Below are 16,060 nucleotides of genomic sequence, written 5' to 3' on the forward strand. Positions count from 1 at the left end.
AGTGAAAGCCATCTTCTCCAAAATCAAACCGAATTTTCTAGATTTCCTGTATCACGACTGGCCGACAACGATTTGATAATAGGTGCCGTTCCAGAAGACATACCTGTTAACTTCTCTTTTTACGCAGTATAAGTCCCTGAAATCCTGGATTTTGTCATAGTCCCATTCAAAGTGATTGAATGTGATATGGCCTCCTTCGGGATCATTCACAAGCTGGTTCAGAACAGGATATTGTTCGAAATCGAACTCACTTAAATCTAGAACGACGGCATCGGAATTTAAATCCGTCTCCTCAAAAGGATAAGCTCCGGCGAAATAAACAGTATCCGGGGTGAATATGTGATGATAGACGGCATATGAACCGATTAATACAACAGTAATTATGCAGACTGATGCAATGAGCAGGATGATATTTTTCCGGGTTTTCTTTATGTCTTTCATAATTGATTGAAACCGGTTAGTTATTTACGTAAGACACAGGTGTGCCCTCTTAATCTGCATATATGGTTCCTATCCTGTAGTAATTTTCGGCATATTCAAAGTATTTTCTCTTGCCCGATTCATTATCAAAGATGTATTTATCAATAGTATCCTGTTTTATCTTTTCAGGAAAATCAACACTGCCGATGATTAGCAGGTCTCCATCCTGATATGGTTCATCCGTTTCATAGTAATCCCTGTTCAGGAGAACTTCTTCCAAAACCGGATAATTCGAAACACTTTCATTATCAAGATGAATAATTTTGCCTTCCCCGGCCTTCTGTTCTGAAACCTGAATTACCTGCAGAATATCCGGGGGAACTGTTGATGGCATCAGATGCGGGAAAGCCAAGATAACAATAATAAGGATAATTATTACTGCTGAGGCCAGTAATTTCTGAAATTTATTCATTGTTTCAAATCTTTCCTTGTATCTTCATACTTACTTTATCCGGCTAGCGACAAACTCCTTCCTGCTGGAAAATTTTCAGTTTTTTTAAGACAGATTTCCCCGGGAACTCTTCTACGGTTAGATCTAATTAGCGGGAATTCAATAAAACTATGAACCGACATTGTCAACAGTCTCCTTGATTTTTCGCATGATAATACACAGAACAAACAGGGTGATGAGAACTTCGAAAAAGATGCCGATGTCTGATATCAAACCCGTAATAATCGATGTTTCAGGGCTTACTGCCAGGCCTGCATCTTTGAAGACCGGATCGATGAACCACCCGAAGAGTGGGATTATGCTCTGAAAATAATCCGGAGGGAGAGGCTGGCCTTCGATTAATTCCGGACTGATAAAGAATGCAAGGTAGGGCAATGATACGAGCGGGAAGAAGAATGCCTCAGCCATCTCATATTTTCTTTCGAACGTATTTTTAAAATAAAAAACGGCAATCGCAGAAGGGCATGCAATTGAGAACGTGAGTAATATCAGACCTAAAATAATTACAAGAGGATCACCGGGTTGTATCTGATTCATATAGGATGCAATTATTATGAACAATATTGTATAAAGGGCAGAAACCAGCACTATTTTTTTAAATTTACCATTTAAATTCTTCAATAATGCGTATAATGAAAGAGAAAGCAGGATTGGGATTATTATAAAAATAAAAATTATGATCATGCTTTACCTCCATAATAATTTAGAAATTATCGGGAGATTGATTATTTTGTGTAAAATCACTCCTCTCTCCGGTTCCCTCTCCTGATCTCATCCAGCCACAAACCAAACTCCTCATCGAACTCCTTCCTTCTGGCGAAATCTTCAGGAGTATACTGTCTCCTGACCTTCCTGTGCAGTTCCGGTCTCTCATCCGCAGATTCGTGAACGATCTCGGAGACGCTCTCCTCTTCTTCCGGGGGAATGACAAGTGTGGGCACCACCCCGAGGAGCGTGTCTGAAAGACCGTCCCATTCTTTGTTCACCGGGAACCCGGCCGCTGCAAGCGGAATGTCCCATGTTGCATCGACCAGCACCCACCTCTCGCCGATCAGGGCCCTGCAGGCGAGATGGTAACTCACCGGAAGGGATTCCGCGAGCTCCCTGAGATTGTCGGGATACCGGAACTCCTGCTGGTCCCATAGGAACGGGACACTCATGTATTTTACCGAGATCCCGAGCCTTTCGAAGAGAATCCCCAAGAGGAAATGTTTAGAAGTGCAATCTCCTCTCCCTTCCTTTAAGAGGTTGAGAGGGCCCCTGAGCGGATCGGTCTGGTCCGGCATTATGGCATATGGCAGATCACGGATCCGGTTGAAAACCGCGATCTGGCTTTCCGGATATAAAAGCCCGTCCGCCCAATCATCAAGAAGCTTGTCGAAAAAATCTGTCTCCAGCAATTTCTATACCCCATCTGCAAACCTGCCGAAGCAGGCCCGGCTGATATATCAAGTTATATCCGGTGATTGATAATTTTTTCTTATATCCTGATTTCGCTTTTCAGTCCGAACATTTTTTTAATACTCGTTTCCAACTGTTAAATGTTGTGGGGGTTTAATGGAACAAAAAAAGGTTATATTGGCTTTAGGTCTTGTAGCCGTATTTATTGTCGTTATCTCTTTATCGGCGGTTATTTTTTCAGGTGGTAGCGGTCAGTCCTTTGTGGAGGAGAATCCGAAAAATGCCGAGCTTATATGTGATATAGTCGGATACACCAATGCAGTCGAGGCAAGGTTCAATACGAGCGAGTCTGTTCCGGAATATATCACTGAGAAATACGGGACGATCTACATTCCGCCTGATGTCATGACCTGCGATCTTGTGGAAATTCATGATCTGGGATTAAAACGTGACAATTCAACCACCCTGAAAACAAGGATCTATGATGCCGAATACGACCTGGATTATATATTCCTGGAAACCAGGGTGCAGAAAAACAACATTAGCGTAGACGACTATAGCAGCATAATCTATGATATCAACGAATCTGAACTGGCTGGGGCTATACTCATCGATGCGGAATATAACGACGGGAGCGGTTTAAGATTCTACCATCTCGAGTACATCTTCCAGTCGCAGTCCGGAGATAATTTTGTGATCCGTATAAGCCCTGTTCAGGCTACCGAATCCGCTATGAATTCTACGAAGCCTTTGTATATCGTGTATTCTACAAAGGACGTGGATCACGATTACAGAATACCCTTACCTGATTTATGAGGTTTAAAATTATGAAAAAGATGAACATATTACTGACCGTTATTCTTATGGTGATCCCAGCCCTCCTCTCCTCCGGGTGCATGGGGCATCCGGATGAGGACTACCAGGAGAGACTGGCAGAATTTGCCGCAAAAGTGAATGCAAGTGCAGAGTATTACGACCAGATGGTGGAATCAGATCCTGAAAACTCGACTGCATGGTGCGTCAGGGCGATGTATTACAACGGCAATTTCAACCAGTACGATAAAGCCCTGGAAAGCGTGAACCGTTCGCTTGAACTGGAACCGGAATATGCTCTTGCATGGTACGTTAAAGGCATCATCCTCTTGAATTCGGGCGATAAGGACGGGGCTTCGGTATGCTTCGATAATGCAGTGAAATATGATCCGTCTCTTGCCGGATCGATTCCGGATGTCGATGAGTTCGGATCGGAGGGGACTGATTTTATTGCGGTCTCCTATAAAGAAGAATGAAAATTTATTTTTATAATTTTTAAAGCCGCAATCCTGAGCAGGGAATAAATCGTCCAAAGGAAGATCGGCTGCACTGCGATGGAATTATTCGAAGGAAAAGAATAAACTGAGGAGTTTCATCCTCACTTTATTGCAGTATAGAAATCAACGGTCTCCGCACAGTAAAAATCCTCAGTGGAGAGAACATTCTCATAACAGGTGACATCCGAAAATCCCCTGCCCTCCAGAATCTGTTTAAGATCGCTGGAATTATAATAATTCGTCCAGAACCGGTAGATACGATAGTCATCCGGTTCTGAATATATGATCGTCTGGCTGAGGATGACCTTTTCGTCCTCGTAATGGAACGATTCCGTAAGGGCAAGGTACGGTTCGGCCCTCCAGAATCCGCCTGAAGCGGTAGCTTCCCAGCTTTTTTCACCGGGGTTCATTATGGCAGGTGTGTTGTCGTTCATCGTATCGAAGACGAACATTCCGCCGGGCTTCAATACCGAATATATCTTCTCAAGCAGATTGTCTCTCTCGTCAGGATTAAGGACATCGAAATCGCAGAAGATCATCATAACGAGATCGAACTTTTCGGAAAGATCAAGATCGAGATAATTTTTGTTGATGTATTCTATATTCAGGCCACTCTCCTCTGCTGATTTCTTTGCATAATCTATGGACCTTTTCGAGAGGTCAACGCCGGTGACATCATGCCCTGCCTCTGTAAGCATCTCGCAGTATAGTCCCGGACCGCACCCGAGATCGAGGATTTTGGCGTTTTCCTTTCCAAGCCGGTCAAGAATCCATCCGACTGTCTTTTCAATCGCCGGTTTTCTCCGGCTTGCAAGATCCGACTCCTGGCTCAGGTGCGTTTCAAGGAGAATCTTCGAGATGTGATCGTCGTTCCACATCTCGCAGTTGCCCTTCTCGTAGATAGGGGGCTTTTGAGTAATTCGTTCAAATCTCTTTAAATCCATTATTTCACGTTTAATATATCGGGATATTCTTCAGGCTGTCCTGTTAATTTACAATTTATGGGTACTCATTAGTAATGATCTTTTTTCGGGAATAAAATGAAATCCATAATTATACAGTAATCCGGTTCCTCCCGTCCGGAAAGGCGGGGTCAATACTTACTGATGATCGAAAAAGAAATATTAGTTCATCCTCAATTACATTTTATCAGGCTGGGGTTGTTATGAACAAAGGCATACTCATTTCATTATTGATTGTCATTATCCTGGCCTCCGGATGCCTGTCGGAAAAGGAATATACCGGCGATGAACTGACCGACATAGCATTGGCTGATCCCGGTGTTGCTGATATTTTAGATGGCTATGAATACGCAATCATCGATTACGGCCCGGCCGAAAGATATCCGTCGATAAGGGAGGAAAACAGCCGATCCCTTATCTGGTGTTTATAAGCAAAGCCGGGCAGGTGATCCAAATATCCGGGGAGTTCCCTGTAATCGATCCCGCCACTTTTGAACACTGATGAGTAATTGCACTAATCCAGGGTTCCGGGGATCTTTGCCCTGTTCGTAATTCCTGCACTGGTAAGTTCGACGAGGAGTTGAGTGCAGAAAAAAACCGGAAAAAAAGGGGAAAATTAACCTGCCTGATAATATCTATCATTTGATATCAGAAAATTGTTGCTGAATTATTTCTGAGTGATGGATGTTTGCAAAGACCAGAATCGGTTACACTGGTTAGAGATCATCAATTAATTAAACGGATTCTGTTGTGATATAATAAGATAGTTTACCATAATATGACTCCGAAATATTGTAATTTATCCTGTTGCCGTCGATTTCTCCTACAATCAGTCCTGATTTCTTCAGGTGATTAAGATGTCTGCTGAGGGTTGATGGTGCAAAACCGGTTTTTTCAGCTAATTCCTTGTTATCAAGGTTTTTATTATTGTATAAAGTTGATAATATCACTTTCTCGTTTTTATTCTGGATCAATGAAATTAATGCCATATCTTCAGGATTCGTTGAACCGTTGGCAAAGTACCTTTTCTTGTTATTATCCTTGTAAACTGCCACAAGATGTAGCAGTTCGAGAATCTTCAGATGGTACTCCAGTGATCCCCTTTTGACAGTACATTTCTTTTCAAGCTCTCTTAGATATATTCCAGGATTTTCCCGGATGAAATAATATATATTTTCCCTGTTTGAATTTTCCAGGACATTTCCCTGATTGATTCTCCGTAATCCCAGATACAACAATCCTTTCAGGGATCCGACAATCTCAATTGGAAAAGAGGCCATAGATGGAAATATAATAATTGCGACTGCCAGCCATGCAGGAATCGGCTGGCATTCTGTGACAGTCTCTCCTGCTACGGATGTACCTGGTTCTTTTCCAATATTCAGGGATGGTCTTACTGTATAATCAGTAGCAGCACTGGCAGTAGTAATTAAGAATGTTAGGATAAAAATAGCAAAAAATGAAATTTTATAGATTTGTCTCATTTTAATGGGATATAAGGTTGAATGTATATGATCTCCGTGATGAGACACTTTCGCCGTAAACATCAAATGTCCACGTACCCTGCTCAACATAATTTCCATTAGGGACAATATCGATATGAATTTTACCATCAAGAGTGTCGTCATCTAAATCATGGAATGTTCCAATTTTTTGCCATGAAGGTGTGTATATCGTTAACGACAGCGAATCGGAGGTCGACTGCCAGTTATGGTATATTTCAAGATAATCTACTTGGTTACCGACAGACATCTGATGTCTGTTGGTTTCGGATTGAGTAATTGTATCTGATAATTTTGTGATGATGATCGGATCTTCGTTCTCAGACGGGCGCACAATATAACCTGTCTCAGCATTTGCAGAAACTATAGATACAGAAATCATAGCTAGAATCAAAAAAATCATAATTATGCAAAATTTTCGCTTCAATTTTTTCACCAGTTTATCATATGAAAAAAATTGATTATAAATTTTCTACGACAAAGTACGAATTGGTTCCACTTTTGTCGTAGAAAAGGTATATCACAAAAGATCTTACCGGATAATTAGGGGTACAACATGCCCCTGTTATCCAACTGAAATATTGGGGGTAAATGTAACTTTGAAGATCACACAAGTCTCTAAAATTTCCTCTTTTTTTCGGTTTTAAACAAAAAAAGTTTAGGTGAAAAGAAAATGAAAACAGGAATGCGGGTGTTGAGCCTGCTATTGATCGTAACGCTTTGCCGGTGCGATGTTCGTTTCGGTTGTTAGTGCGGATAATGAACAAATTGATATTAAAGAAAGTAGACAGATTGTCAGTAAGACAATAAATGAATCCACCCCTTGGGACGCAAAAGAGGCAGCAAAAATTGAAGATCAAATTGATAATATATTGATGAATACCATGCTCATAAAGAGTTATGGTCTATCGACATACAATGTCCAGCGCGTCAGAACAGACACTCTGGATGTGCCTGACGACGGGTACTCATCAGCAGATGGTTCATATAAACTGTATAAAGTAAATGAACAGGATTCAAGTTATGACTACTATATACTCTGGATGAAGGCAACCGGAATGAATAATGATGACGGATTGATACCTTCCTATCTCAGGGAAGTTAAGCCGGGTATTTCGTTGACGAATTCTAATGAAAGAATCACCGACTGGGAACCCATCAGCGATACCTACACAAGTTCGCTGGTTAAAATCACGGTGAGTCTTGGGGTAGATCACGGAGGTATAACAGCAGGAGTTTCTCAAGAGTTCGATCTTCAGTCCGGTCATGTCGGGCCTGATGAACTTTCAACATCTAGTGGTGGTTACTTCAGACCACATTGGAGTGGAAATTATCAGGGATCACAAGGACTCATCGGGGGTGCAGAATTCAGGGTTCCACAGGGAGGCGGATACCACTACGACATTACTCTTGATGTTACAGGAGCCGGATACTAATCCGGTTCATATTTTAAAAAGGAGAAATCATGAAAGAAGATAAAATTGGTAAGATCTTAAAAATACTTTCAGTCCCGATTATTGCATTGGCATTTTTACCTGTGTGGATTGTTGTATCTTCGCTAAAGATTTTTGTAGAACCTGATCCCAGACTCCTGGTTGGGGCAATTTACGCTTCGGTCCTTACATTGTCCTTTATATATTTTGGTCTTGAACTTAGAAGGATCGATTAGTGCCCGAAGGTGATTATGGGAGCGATTATATTTAATCACAAACACTGGTATTTGTACCCAATATATAATGTAATTCTGTTTTATTATTCTTTTAGATCTATAAATCAAGAAATTTGTATGAATGGTGTAATCCAAAACCTGAGATCGCACCTTAATGAGGTAATGAGGTTGTAAAATTGTCGGCTAAACCAATGCTTGAAGGCTATACAATTCCCGATAATAGATATATCTACGGCGATACTACATTCAGCGATTTCTATGTACCTGATACAGGTAGATCTGACATCTCTCCGGCAACTGTAACATCGTATGTTAATAACGCTTATTGGAGCCATCCATCAGGGTTATGGGTAGGTAACTCGTGGCCATCGAGTATAACATTAAACACTGCGAATTAAGGTGAAGCCATGATGAATGATAAGAAAATACTCCTTTTTTTTATAGCATTAATATTAATCATTTTAGCCATTGTCATTTCTTTTCTTCACATTTCCGTCCTTCCGGAAATTTTTGCACAAGATTCAGTCAAATCCCAGGTAATCGGGATCGATCAACCGGATTCAGAGTACTTTATTAATGATACATTTACAGTATCAGGAAATACAACACTTTCAAAAGATGATGAAATACGGGTTTATTTCTATTTATCTTATTTCATTCATGGAATAAAAGCTAGACCAGATAATATCTCAAGAGATGTGGTAGCACAAATCGTACCAGGCCAATCGGGATTAAACAGATGGTCTGCTACAATAGATACAACAGGGTTTTGGCCGGACGAGTACATAATTACGGTGTATAACAACAATAGTCAGGAGATAAACACAAGCAGGATAGTTGTTTTGATCAATAGAAATGAAAGCATAGACCATACACCGAAGATGTACACATGCCATCCCGAAGAATTCCCGGACATTCCGATCATTAAGGAGTATGGAAACGAGTCTAATAAAATCTATTATGATGAAGAGACATGGAATGCAATAGGGAGTGCAGTAGCTCCTTATTTTACAAACAATTCCAGGTACTGGGCATATAACGGGGGAATTATCAACGGCTGGGGACCGGATTATTGCATAGGAGGTATCTCTGTCTGGCTGGACCCCGATACACCGGTAAATGAGACAATGATGGATGAGATATATCATGTTTTCAGTGAAAGTGCCAAAGCAGAAAGTCTGGATGAACCGTACCTGATATTTATCCCGGTGCGCTTTTATCCGAGTACTGATTATGTACCTCGTTTAAATATGCTTTATTCAATTCATCCTGATCAGTTAATGGACCTGTTATAAAGATTACATCAACACAAGATATGATATGTACAGGATGATCAGGTTTTTCTATGGATCTTCCGTGAGAGAAGAGATATTAGTCCGAATTACCCGTTTTTGAGGACCTGCTTAAGAAAATATATGACTTCAAACTGGAGACTTTCAAAAATGAAGAAGGTTATGATTCGGCTCTCTTAGGGGTCAGGACGACAAGGTACTCTCCCGGCCCCGTCTTTTCGGACTCGCAGTCAAGTCCGCTCATAACGGCATCGAGTTCGATCCACGGGGGGACGTGGTCGCAAATTACCTCGAGCCGCTCGAAATCTCCTGTCCTGACGAAATGCTGGAGTATCTTTTTACTGCTGATGCCGGGAATCTTTCCCTGGACATCTTTGATAGAGATGGTATAGTTATTTGGAGATATTTCAAGGGGTGCAGGGATCTCGAATACGGTTGACTTTCCGGCTTTCTCTTCGGCTTCCTCCTCTTCGACGACGTCATCGAGAAATTCAGCCGGCCGTCCTTCGATCTCCCAGATTGAGAAACCGGCCTTCTGGAGTTCGAAGAAAACAGCCCCGCTTGCGGCTCTCGCCACAAAGATACGGCAGTCCCCTAAGAAATCCATCAGGCCGGAGATCTTAAGCCTGATCTCCTGAAGGGATTCTCCTTTCATCTCGAACCCGGTCTCGCGGATGGGCTGCCACGAGCAGTCATCGCCTCTTTCGTATACTCTGACCGTTCCGGGCTCGGAGAGTATTCCCGTAGTCCCTTCGGAACCCAGGATTACTGCAACTTCGGTTTTATTCCCTTCGCAGGCTTCACATGGACACATGACTTTTACTCAAATCTCCAGGCGGGTTACGACATTCCCGCCTTCGATGTGCTCGTCGAGGATCTCCTCCACGTCATCGGGCGTGACGGACCCGTACCAGACATTGTCCGGGTATACGACAACGATCGGTCCCTTGTCGCATATCCCGAAGCACCCGGTATTGTTGACGAACACTTCTCCGCCGAGGTCTCGTTCATCTATCTCTTCAACGAATCTCATCAGGATATCCACTCCTGCCTGGGAATGGCAGTATCCCTTCTGCTGGCCGTTTGGCTTTGAACTTGAACATACGAATATGTGGTATTTTGGTTTCTGCAAATCTTTCACCTCTGTTTATTCTGCTGTAAATCCTGTCTCCGTTACCGCGGCTATCTTCGAGAGCAGCTCCTGCTTCCTTAGTTCGCGGTATGACGAGTGCTTCTTTTCGAGTATGGTGTTTGTAAACCGGTCGAGGAATGATAAAGTTCCTGCGTATCCTGCAGAAAGTATCCTCTGGCCTCCGACGCGGTCATGGATCGGAAAACCGGCCCGGACGATCCTGATGTCGTGCTTCTCCTCGAGCAGTCTTCCTCCCGAATGGCCAATTGCGATATTCGAACCAGCCTCAAGTGCAACCGCTTCGATCATGGAGAAGTCCGCACCTTCGAGGATAACCGGGTACTCGTCGCAGTCCGATTCTTCAAGGAGCCTTTCGAGTGCAGGAATCAGCCGCGAGTGGGCCGATCCCGTCGCGATTACCGAAGGGATCGAGCCATTCTCAAGGCATAATGAGGTATAGGCATAGACCAGTTCGGGCTCGCCGTAGATCACCGGCCTTGCCGATGCATTGTACTTGTGCGAATCGGCCATTGCATCGATAAGCCAACCACGTTCGTAACCCAGGTTCTTCGGCATGGGCTTTCCGGTGATTCTCTTCAGGGTGTCCATGAACATGTCTGTATTCCCGATGCCTATCGGCAGGGGCAGGTTGATCAGGGGCACGCCGAAGTTCTCCTCGAGGTAATGTCCGGGCGAGATGTTCTTCTCGCAGGTGAGCCCGAACTGGATCGTAACCGGGGCACCGCTCATCTCCGCAATAGCCGACGTAGGTGTTCCGCCGTCCGGGATCTTCATGTACTTTCCGGCGAACGGGCGGTCAAGAGTCATGGAATAGTCGGGCAGGAGCGTGTATTCAACGCCCCATGTATCGAGGATCATTTTGATTGCCTTTATATCGGCAGTGCTGATATGCGGGATTATCACGTTGATCCTCTTGTGGTAGGCGATGTCCTTTCTTGCGTAGTGTGCGATTATGTCCCTGGTCGCGGTCCAGAATCCTTCGGTGTGGCTCTTATCGTAGCTCGGAGTCGAGACAGGGATTATGTCGGTATCGATCTCTCCCTTCTCGGCCTTGTACGTGGAGATTATCCTGTTCAGGTCCTCTCCCATCGTCTCGGTCAGGCAGGTCGTAAGGACTCCTATAACCTTCGGCTTATAGACTCTCCTCACATTGTCGAGCGCCTTCATGAGATTCTGTTCACCACCGTAGATGGTCTGCTTCTCGTTCAGGGATGATGATGCCACGTCGATCGGTTCGTGGTAATGCTCCACGTTGGTCAGTCTCATGTATGTGCTGCATCCCTGCGAACCGTGAACCAGGGCCATAGATCCTTCGACGCCCTTGAAGGCGACAACTCCTCCGAGCGGCATGCACATGTGGCACTGGTTCTCGTTGACAAGTTTGGCGGTATCCGTGCGACCAGTGCTGGTGTGAATGGAGTCTGACATTATTCAGATCCTCCCTTCTCTTCTCTCATGTACTTCCACACCGGTGAGCATGTGGTGGCATATACCTCGCGGATGAACTTTATAGCCCCTTCAAATCCGATGAGGCCGTCTTTCCTGTCGTGATTGTGGTCGATAAAGCCGACGCCCAGCTTGTATGCAAGGAAACGCTCCTTCACACCGCCTGCCATGACGTCGACCTTCTTCTCGACCAGGAACTTCTCTATCTCCGCCGGATTTGCATCATCGATAATGACCGTTCCTTCGCTGAGCAGTCTGCCCATTCTCTCGTACTCTTCCTGCTTTCCTGTCTGGGTTCCGGTAAGGACGATCTCCATCCCGAGATCCTGGAGCTGGCGGATGATTGCAAACGCCTTGAAAGCACCGCCAACGTAGATCGCGGCACGCTTTCCTTCGAGCTTCTTCCTGTACTTCTCGTTGACTTCTCTTACTGCTCCGATCTCCCTTTCGATAAGGGCTTCGCAGCGTGCGGTAATCTCCGGGTCGTCATAGAACTCAGCGATCTTTCTAAGGCTCTCGGCCGTGTTGTCCGCACCGAAGAAGTTCACATCGATGTACGGTATGCCGAAGTCTTCCTGCATCTTGTTCGCCAGCCAGTGCATCGAACCTGTACACTGCACGAGGTTCAGGCACGAACCGGGAGACTTCTTCAGGGCTTCGACCGTCGAATCGCCTGTCATTGCGACATTGATCTCGATCCCCATCTCGCGGAGATATCTCTCGACGACCCACTTCTCTCCTCCGAGGTTGTATTCGCCGAGGAAGTTCAGCTTTCTTGTCTTCTCGATGACATCTCCTTCCTTTGGAGTTATGAGCTTGTAGAGTGCCTCTCCTGCAGCCCGGTAACCAACAACCTTGTTGCCCGATACGAAACCGCTCGACTCGACCGGGATTACGTCTATCCCGTATGTCTGCGAGGCATTCTTACAGACGGCAATGATGTCGTCCCCGATCATCCCGACAACGCAGGTAGAGTAGACGAATATCGCGGGAGGGTTGTACTTCTCCACCAGTTCGTCTATGCAGGCGGCCAGCTTCTTCTCCCCTCCGAAGATTACGTCCTTCTCCTTCATATCCGTGGAGAAGCTCTTCCTGTAGTTTTCAGAACCGCTCGAAAGACTGCCCCGTATATCGTACGTATACGAGGCGCAGCCTATCGGTCCGTGAACCAGGTGGATTGCATCGGTTACCGGATTCAAAACGACCCTTGCACCGCAGAAAACACATGCCCGCTGGCTTACCGCGCCTGCCAGGCTGTCTGACGTGCAGCATATGCTGCTCTTGTTTTTACCTGTGGTAACGATCGAATTCCGGCGCTCTGTGATCAGGTTGTCTGTCTCTGCTGTCAGCGAACATGTGTTATCCATTGTCATTCCTCCTTTTTCCGTTACAATACGAGTTCGTAGTCTTCGTCGGCACAGTCGCGGTCACGGCGGTCGAGAAGTGCATTGCTTATCATCTCGATCAGGCGAAGGCATCCCCTGTAACCGGTAACCGGCATCAGCGGGTGCACCGCACGATCGAAGATCGGGAAACCGAACCTTACGAACGGGACGTCCTCGGCTCTTGCGATATATTTCCCGTGTGTGTTTCCTATCAGCAGGTCGACAGGCTCTTCCTTGATCCACTCGTGAAGGTCGAAGAGATCTCCTTCGGCCTTGACCTTGCTTCCTTCGATTCCGGCCTCTTCGAGCATTGCGCTGATAGTCTCCTCGAACTTCCTGCCGTTTGTTCCCGTAAGAACATACTTCGGGATCATTCCCATCGTGATCAGGAACTCGGTCATCGCGATTACAGTGTCCGGGTCACCGAATATAGCGACCTTCTTCCCCTGGTAATGGAAGTGTGTGTCGATGAGCGTGTCAATGACCTGGCCCCTCTCGATCTCGAGGGACTGCGGGACTTCTACTCCGAAACCGTCCTTAACCGCCATTATGAGGGCGTCTGTCGCCTTGATCCCGATCGGTATCTTCAGCGGGACACCGGGAACCTTGCACTTCTCCTGGAGGATCGCAGCTGCCTCTGCAGACGACCATGTACCGAGTGCGAGCGTCAGCTTAGAGTTGCCCGAGTCCTTGATGTCCTCGATCTTCGCCCCACCCATCGGGTACATTTCATACTTCTTCAGTAGGGGCGAGTCCATAACATTGGTGGTGTCCGGATACATTATCGACGGAACTCCCATCTCGGTCACGATCCGCTTTACTTCCCTCATGTCGGCAGGGTTTACGAAGCCGGGGAAGATGTTCGCCTGCTCCTTCTTCGGGTTTCCGTCCGATTCTGCAAGGTAGTTTACGATTCCCTTGCACATGTTCGAAAACCCTGTTATGTGCGAGCCGTAGTAGCTCGGGGTATTGCAGTGGATGACATACTTGCCCTCCGGGATTTCGGTCTGCTTGATGATCGTCGGGATATCGTCCCCGATCGTCTCGCTGAGGCATGTCGTGTGGACTGCAATGATGTCCGGGTTGTAGATTTCGAATACGTTCTTTATTGATGTCTTCAGGTTTGCGGCGCCTCCGAATACTGAAGCTCCTTCCGTAAAGGAGCTTGATGATGCCATTGCAGGGTCACGGAAGTGGCGGGTGAGCGCCATCCTGTGATATGCACAGCATCCCTGTGACCCGTGGCTGTGCGGCAGACAGCCGTGAATTCCGAGGGCGGCATACATTGCACCGAGCGGCTGGCATGTCTTTGCCGGGTTGATCTTTCCTGTAGTATGTGTTGTGACAGGTTCCTTTGGTACGCAGTCGAGCATCTTTACTCATCTCCTCCGGTTTCGTCCTTTTCCCAGGGCGGGGTGATCATCTTCCATGCAGGGGTCGACAGTGCGTTTGCAACATCCTGTGCGAAGATTATCGCACCCCTGAATCCGGCGTACGGGCCGCTGTAGTCGTACGAATGCATCTGCTTTGACGGGACTCCCATCTTGTGCGAAATATACTTGTCCCTGACTCCCGAGAATATCAGGTCGGGATGGAAGATCTCTATGAGCTCCTCGGTCTCGTAGTGGTTCGGGTCGTCGATCATTACGCTGCCGTCGATCATATCGGGATACATTCCGTCGTAATTGCCGAGTTTTCCCATTTCCACCATCTTGTCATACTTCCCCTTCGACATCTTCAGGTGGAGGTGGGGCTCCTCGTACATCTCGGGGTCCGGCTCGAGGTGGAGCTCGGGGATGTTCTTCGAGTCGGCGTCGCTCTTGATCGTCGGGATTACCTCACGGCCTTCGTAGTCGTCACGGTGGGCAAACTCGTAACCTGCAACCACAACCTCCATCCCCAGGTCCCTGAGGAGGTACTGGTAGTGGTGGCTTCGTGAACCGCCGACGAATGCAAATGCCGTCTTGCCTTCACATATCTTGCGGTACCTTTCAAGTTCCGGTGAGATTGCGGCAAGTTCGCGCTCGATAACCATTTCAGTTCTTGCAATCAGGTCTTCGTCCCCGAAGCACTGCGCCATGTCACGAAGGCTCTCGATCGTAGCCTCCACTCCTATGAAGTTCACCTTCAGCCAGGGAGTTCCGTACTTCGTCTCCATCATCTCGGCGATGTAGTTGATCGAACGGTGGCACTGGACAAGGTTGAGGTGGGCCTTGTGCAGGTTTTTGATGTTCACATAGGCCGAATCGCCGGTAAGGATCGAGTTGACATTATACCCGATATCTTTGAGGATGCGCTCGATCTCCCATCCGTCCCCGCCGATGTTGTACTCGCCGAGGATATTGATGATGTAATCGCCTTCCAGCTCGTCTGTTCCTGTTCCGATGATCCGCTCCATTATCTGGTTGTTGGCGATGTGGTGGCCCGCCGACTGGCTGACTCCCTTGTAGCCTTCGCAGTTGTAATGGAGAACCGGAATCCCGTGCTTTGCTTCTGCGGCCTTCGATACTGCACTCAGGTCGTCTCCGATAAGTCCTATCGGACAGGTGGAGCAGATGTTAATCGCTCTCGGGTGGAATATCTCGACGACCTCGTCGATCATCTTGGTGAGCTTCTTCTCGCCGCCGAAGACGATGTCGCTCTCCTGCATGTCGGTCGAAAAGCACATAGTTCCGAAGAGGTGTTCGGGGGGTGTCTTCTCATCGGCTCTTGCCTTGTTTCTCCTTGTTCCCCAGCTGTAGTAGCCGCAGCCTATGGGGCCGTGAGTGATCGTGATCATATCCTTTATCGGACCTACGACCACACCCTTGCAGCCCGCATAACAGCATCCCCTCTGGGATATTATGCCTGGGACCGTTCTCGTATTCGCCTCGATCTGCGGGCAGGAGGCGGCCTCACCGGTCTTTGCGACGATATGCTTCTTCCTGTTCTTTTTCACCTTGTCAGGGTAAGGAGTCATTATCTCGTCTGTGTTCAATTCAGTAAGTGTCATTTCTCTCGCTCCTGTCG

General features: G+C 46.4%; 19 protein-coding genes. 6 read left to right on the forward strand and 13 right to left on the reverse strand.

Features of this window, described 5'->3' with window-relative positions:
• Positions 1-51 precede the first annotated feature (51 nt).
• From MPET_RS01225 to MPET_RS01240, 4 genes are all read right to left on the reverse strand, one after another.
• The gene (locus MPET_RS01225; RefSeq protein ID WP_013328199.1) at positions 52-441 is read right to left on the reverse strand and encodes a hypothetical protein; all 390 of its coding nucleotides are present in this window, start codon (positions 439-441) and stop codon (positions 52-54) included.
• 49 nt (positions 442-490) lie between these two features.
• On the reverse strand, positions 491-892 hold the full coding sequence (locus tag MPET_RS01230; protein WP_013328200.1) for a hypothetical protein: 402 nt from the start codon (positions 890-892) through the stop codon (positions 491-493).
• A 147-nt stretch (positions 893-1,039) separates the two neighbouring features.
• Positions 1,040-1,468: a hypothetical protein gene (locus tag MPET_RS01235; protein WP_148222168.1), complete on the reverse strand. Its 429-nt coding sequence runs from the start codon at positions 1,466-1,468 to the stop codon at positions 1,040-1,042.
• Positions 1,469-1,671: 203 nt separating this feature from the next.
• Entirely contained in the window at positions 1,672-2,331 is a 660-nt protein-coding gene (locus tag MPET_RS01240; RefSeq protein ID WP_013328202.1) for a hypothetical protein, read from the reverse strand.
• Positions 2,332-2,488: 157 nt separating this feature from the next.
• Here MPET_RS01240 and MPET_RS01245 point away from each other — a divergent pair, with 157 nt between their 5' ends.
• Both MPET_RS01245 and MPET_RS01250 read left to right on the forward strand, forming a co-directional pair.
• Positions 2,489-3,148: a hypothetical protein gene (locus MPET_RS01245; RefSeq protein ID WP_013328203.1), complete on the forward strand. Its 660-nt coding sequence runs from the start codon at positions 2,489-2,491 to the stop codon at positions 3,146-3,148.
• 11 nt (positions 3,149-3,159) lie between these two features.
• A complete protein-coding gene (locus MPET_RS01250; RefSeq protein ID WP_013328204.1) occupies positions 3,160-3,621 on the forward strand; it encodes a tetratricopeptide repeat protein in 462 nt (153 codons plus the stop codon).
• 122 nt (positions 3,622-3,743) lie between these two features.
• On the opposite strand, the gene MPET_RS01255 is transcribed toward MPET_RS01250, so the two are convergent.
• Positions 3,744-4,586: a class I SAM-dependent methyltransferase gene (locus MPET_RS01255; protein WP_013328205.1), complete on the reverse strand. Its 843-nt coding sequence runs from the start codon at positions 4,584-4,586 to the stop codon at positions 3,744-3,746.
• Positions 4,587-4,807: 221 nt separating this feature from the next.
• On the opposite strand from MPET_RS01255, the gene MPET_RS01260 reads away from it, so the two are divergent.
• Positions 4,808-5,035: a hypothetical protein gene (locus MPET_RS01260; RefSeq protein ID WP_013328206.1), complete on the forward strand. Its 228-nt coding sequence runs from the start codon at positions 4,808-4,810 to the stop codon at positions 5,033-5,035.
• Positions 5,036-5,338: 303 nt separating this feature from the next.
• Here the strand turns inward: MPET_RS01260 and MPET_RS01265 are convergent, their stop codons facing one another.
• The gene (locus tag MPET_RS01265) at positions 5,339-6,088 is read right to left on the reverse strand and encodes a winged helix-turn-helix transcriptional regulator (protein ID WP_013328207.1); all 750 of its coding nucleotides are present in this window, start codon (positions 6,086-6,088) and stop codon (positions 5,339-5,341) included.
• A gap of 1 nt (position 6,089) precedes the next feature.
• The gene (locus tag MPET_RS01270) at positions 6,090-6,542 is read right to left on the reverse strand and encodes a peptidase (protein WP_225353836.1); all 453 of its coding nucleotides are present in this window, start codon (positions 6,540-6,542) and stop codon (positions 6,090-6,092) included.
• Positions 6,543-6,837: 295 nt separating this feature from the next.
• On the opposite strand from MPET_RS01270, the gene MPET_RS01275 reads away from it, so the two are divergent.
• From MPET_RS01275 to MPET_RS01285, 3 genes are all read left to right on the forward strand, one after another.
• The gene (locus MPET_RS01275) at positions 6,838-7,542 is read left to right on the forward strand and encodes a hypothetical protein (RefSeq protein ID WP_013328209.1); all 705 of its coding nucleotides are present in this window, start codon (positions 6,838-6,840) and stop codon (positions 7,540-7,542) included.
• Positions 7,543-7,571: 29 nt separating this feature from the next.
• Positions 7,572-7,775 carry a hypothetical protein gene (locus MPET_RS01280; protein WP_013328210.1) on the forward strand — a complete coding sequence of 68 codons (204 nt, stop codon included), beginning with the start codon at positions 7,572-7,574 and terminating at the stop codon, positions 7,773-7,775.
• Between the two features lie 407 nt (positions 7,776-8,182).
• On the forward strand, positions 8,183-9,070 hold the full coding sequence (locus MPET_RS01285; RefSeq protein WP_048130471.1) for a hypothetical protein: 888 nt from the start codon (positions 8,183-8,185) through the stop codon (positions 9,068-9,070).
• 157 nt (positions 9,071-9,227) lie between these two features.
• On the opposite strand, the gene MPET_RS01290 is transcribed toward MPET_RS01285, so the two are convergent.
• From MPET_RS01290 to nifD, 6 genes are read right to left on the reverse strand one after another with little or no spacing between them, the layout of a single operon-like run.
• Positions 9,228-9,881, reverse strand: a complete 654-nt coding sequence (locus MPET_RS01290; protein ID WP_013328212.1) for a Fe-only nitrogenase accessory AnfO family protein — start codon at positions 9,879-9,881, stop codon at positions 9,228-9,230.
• Between the two features lie 9 nt (positions 9,882-9,890).
• Positions 9,891-10,199, reverse strand: a complete 309-nt coding sequence (locus MPET_RS01295) for a 2Fe-2S ferredoxin (RefSeq protein WP_013328213.1) — start codon at positions 10,197-10,199, stop codon at positions 9,891-9,893.
• A gap of 15 nt (positions 10,200-10,214) precedes the next feature.
• On the reverse strand, positions 10,215-11,648 hold the full coding sequence (locus MPET_RS01300; RefSeq protein WP_013328214.1) for a nitrogenase component 1: 1,434 nt from the start codon (positions 11,646-11,648) through the stop codon (positions 10,215-10,217).
• Positions 11,648-13,039: a nitrogenase iron-molybdenum cofactor biosynthesis protein NifE gene (gene nifE, locus MPET_RS01305; RefSeq protein WP_225353837.1), complete on the reverse strand. Its 1,392-nt coding sequence runs from the start codon at positions 13,037-13,039 to the stop codon at positions 11,648-11,650. The genes MPET_RS01300 and nifE overlap by 1 nt, the downstream gene beginning before the upstream one ends.
• A 14-nt stretch (positions 13,040-13,053) precedes the next feature.
• Positions 13,054-14,424 (reverse strand): nitrogenase component 1, encoded by a 1,371-nt coding sequence (locus MPET_RS01310; protein ID WP_013328216.1) that lies wholly within the window; start codon positions 14,422-14,424, stop codon positions 13,054-13,056.
• Positions 14,425-14,426: 2 nt separating this feature from the next.
• A complete protein-coding gene (nifD, locus tag MPET_RS01315) occupies positions 14,427-16,043 on the reverse strand; it encodes a nitrogenase molybdenum-iron protein alpha chain (RefSeq protein ID WP_013328217.1) in 1,617 nt (538 codons plus the stop codon).
• Positions 16,044-16,060 lie beyond the last annotated feature (17 nt).

Origin of the sequence: Methanolacinia petrolearia DSM 11571 (assembly GCF_000147875.1) — an archaeon.
GTDB lineage: Archaea > Halobacteriota > Methanomicrobia > Methanomicrobiales > Methanomicrobiaceae > Methanolacinia > Methanolacinia petrolearia.

Coding starts and splice junctions, on each gene's coding strand:
- MPET_RS01225 (WP_013328199.1), bottom strand. CDS start 441: ATGAAAGACATAAAGAAAACCCGGAAAAATATCATCCTGCTCATTGCA.
- MPET_RS01230 (WP_013328200.1), bottom strand. CDS start 892: ATGAATAAATTTCAGAAATTACTGGCCTCAGCAGTAATAATTATCCTT.
- MPET_RS01235 (WP_148222168.1), bottom strand. CDS start 1,468: ATGAATCAGATACAACCCGGTGATCCTCTTGTAATTATTTTAGGTCTG.
- MPET_RS01245 (WP_013328203.1), top strand. CDS start 2,489: ATGGAACAAAAAAAGGTTATATTGGCTTTAGGTCTTGTAGCCGTATTT.
- MPET_RS01250 (WP_013328204.1), top strand. CDS start 3,160: ATGAAAAAGATGAACATATTACTGACCGTTATTCTTATGGTGATCCCA.
- MPET_RS01255 (WP_013328205.1), bottom strand. CDS start 4,586: ATGGATTTAAAGAGATTTGAACGAATTACTCAAAAGCCCCCTATCTAC.
- MPET_RS01260 (WP_013328206.1), top strand. CDS start 4,808: ATGAACAAAGGCATACTCATTTCATTATTGATTGTCATTATCCTGGCC.
- MPET_RS01265 (WP_013328207.1), bottom strand. CDS start 6,088: ATGAGACAAATCTATAAAATTTCATTTTTTGCTATTTTTATCCTAACA.
- MPET_RS01275 (WP_013328209.1), top strand. CDS start 6,838: ATGTTCGTTTCGGTTGTTAGTGCGGATAATGAACAAATTGATATTAAA.
- MPET_RS01280 (WP_013328210.1), top strand. CDS start 7,572: ATGAAAGAAGATAAAATTGGTAAGATCTTAAAAATACTTTCAGTCCCG.
- MPET_RS01285 (WP_048130471.1), top strand. CDS start 8,183: ATGATGAATGATAAGAAAATACTCCTTTTTTTTATAGCATTAATATTA.
- MPET_RS01290 (WP_013328212.1), bottom strand. CDS start 9,881: ATGTGTCCATGTGAAGCCTGCGAAGGGAATAAAACCGAAGTTGCAGTA.
- MPET_RS01300 (WP_013328214.1), bottom strand. CDS start 11,648: ATGTCAGACTCCATTCACACCAGCACTGGTCGCACGGATACCGCCAAA.
- nifE (WP_225353837.1), bottom strand. CDS start 13,039: ATGACAATGGATAACACATGTTCGCTGACAGCAGAGACAGACAACCTG.
- MPET_RS01310 (WP_013328216.1), bottom strand. CDS start 14,424: ATGCTCGACTGCGTACCAAAGGAACCTGTCACAACACATACTACAGGA.
- nifD (WP_013328217.1), bottom strand. CDS start 16,043: ATGACACTTACTGAATTGAACACAGACGAGATAATGACTCCTTACCCT.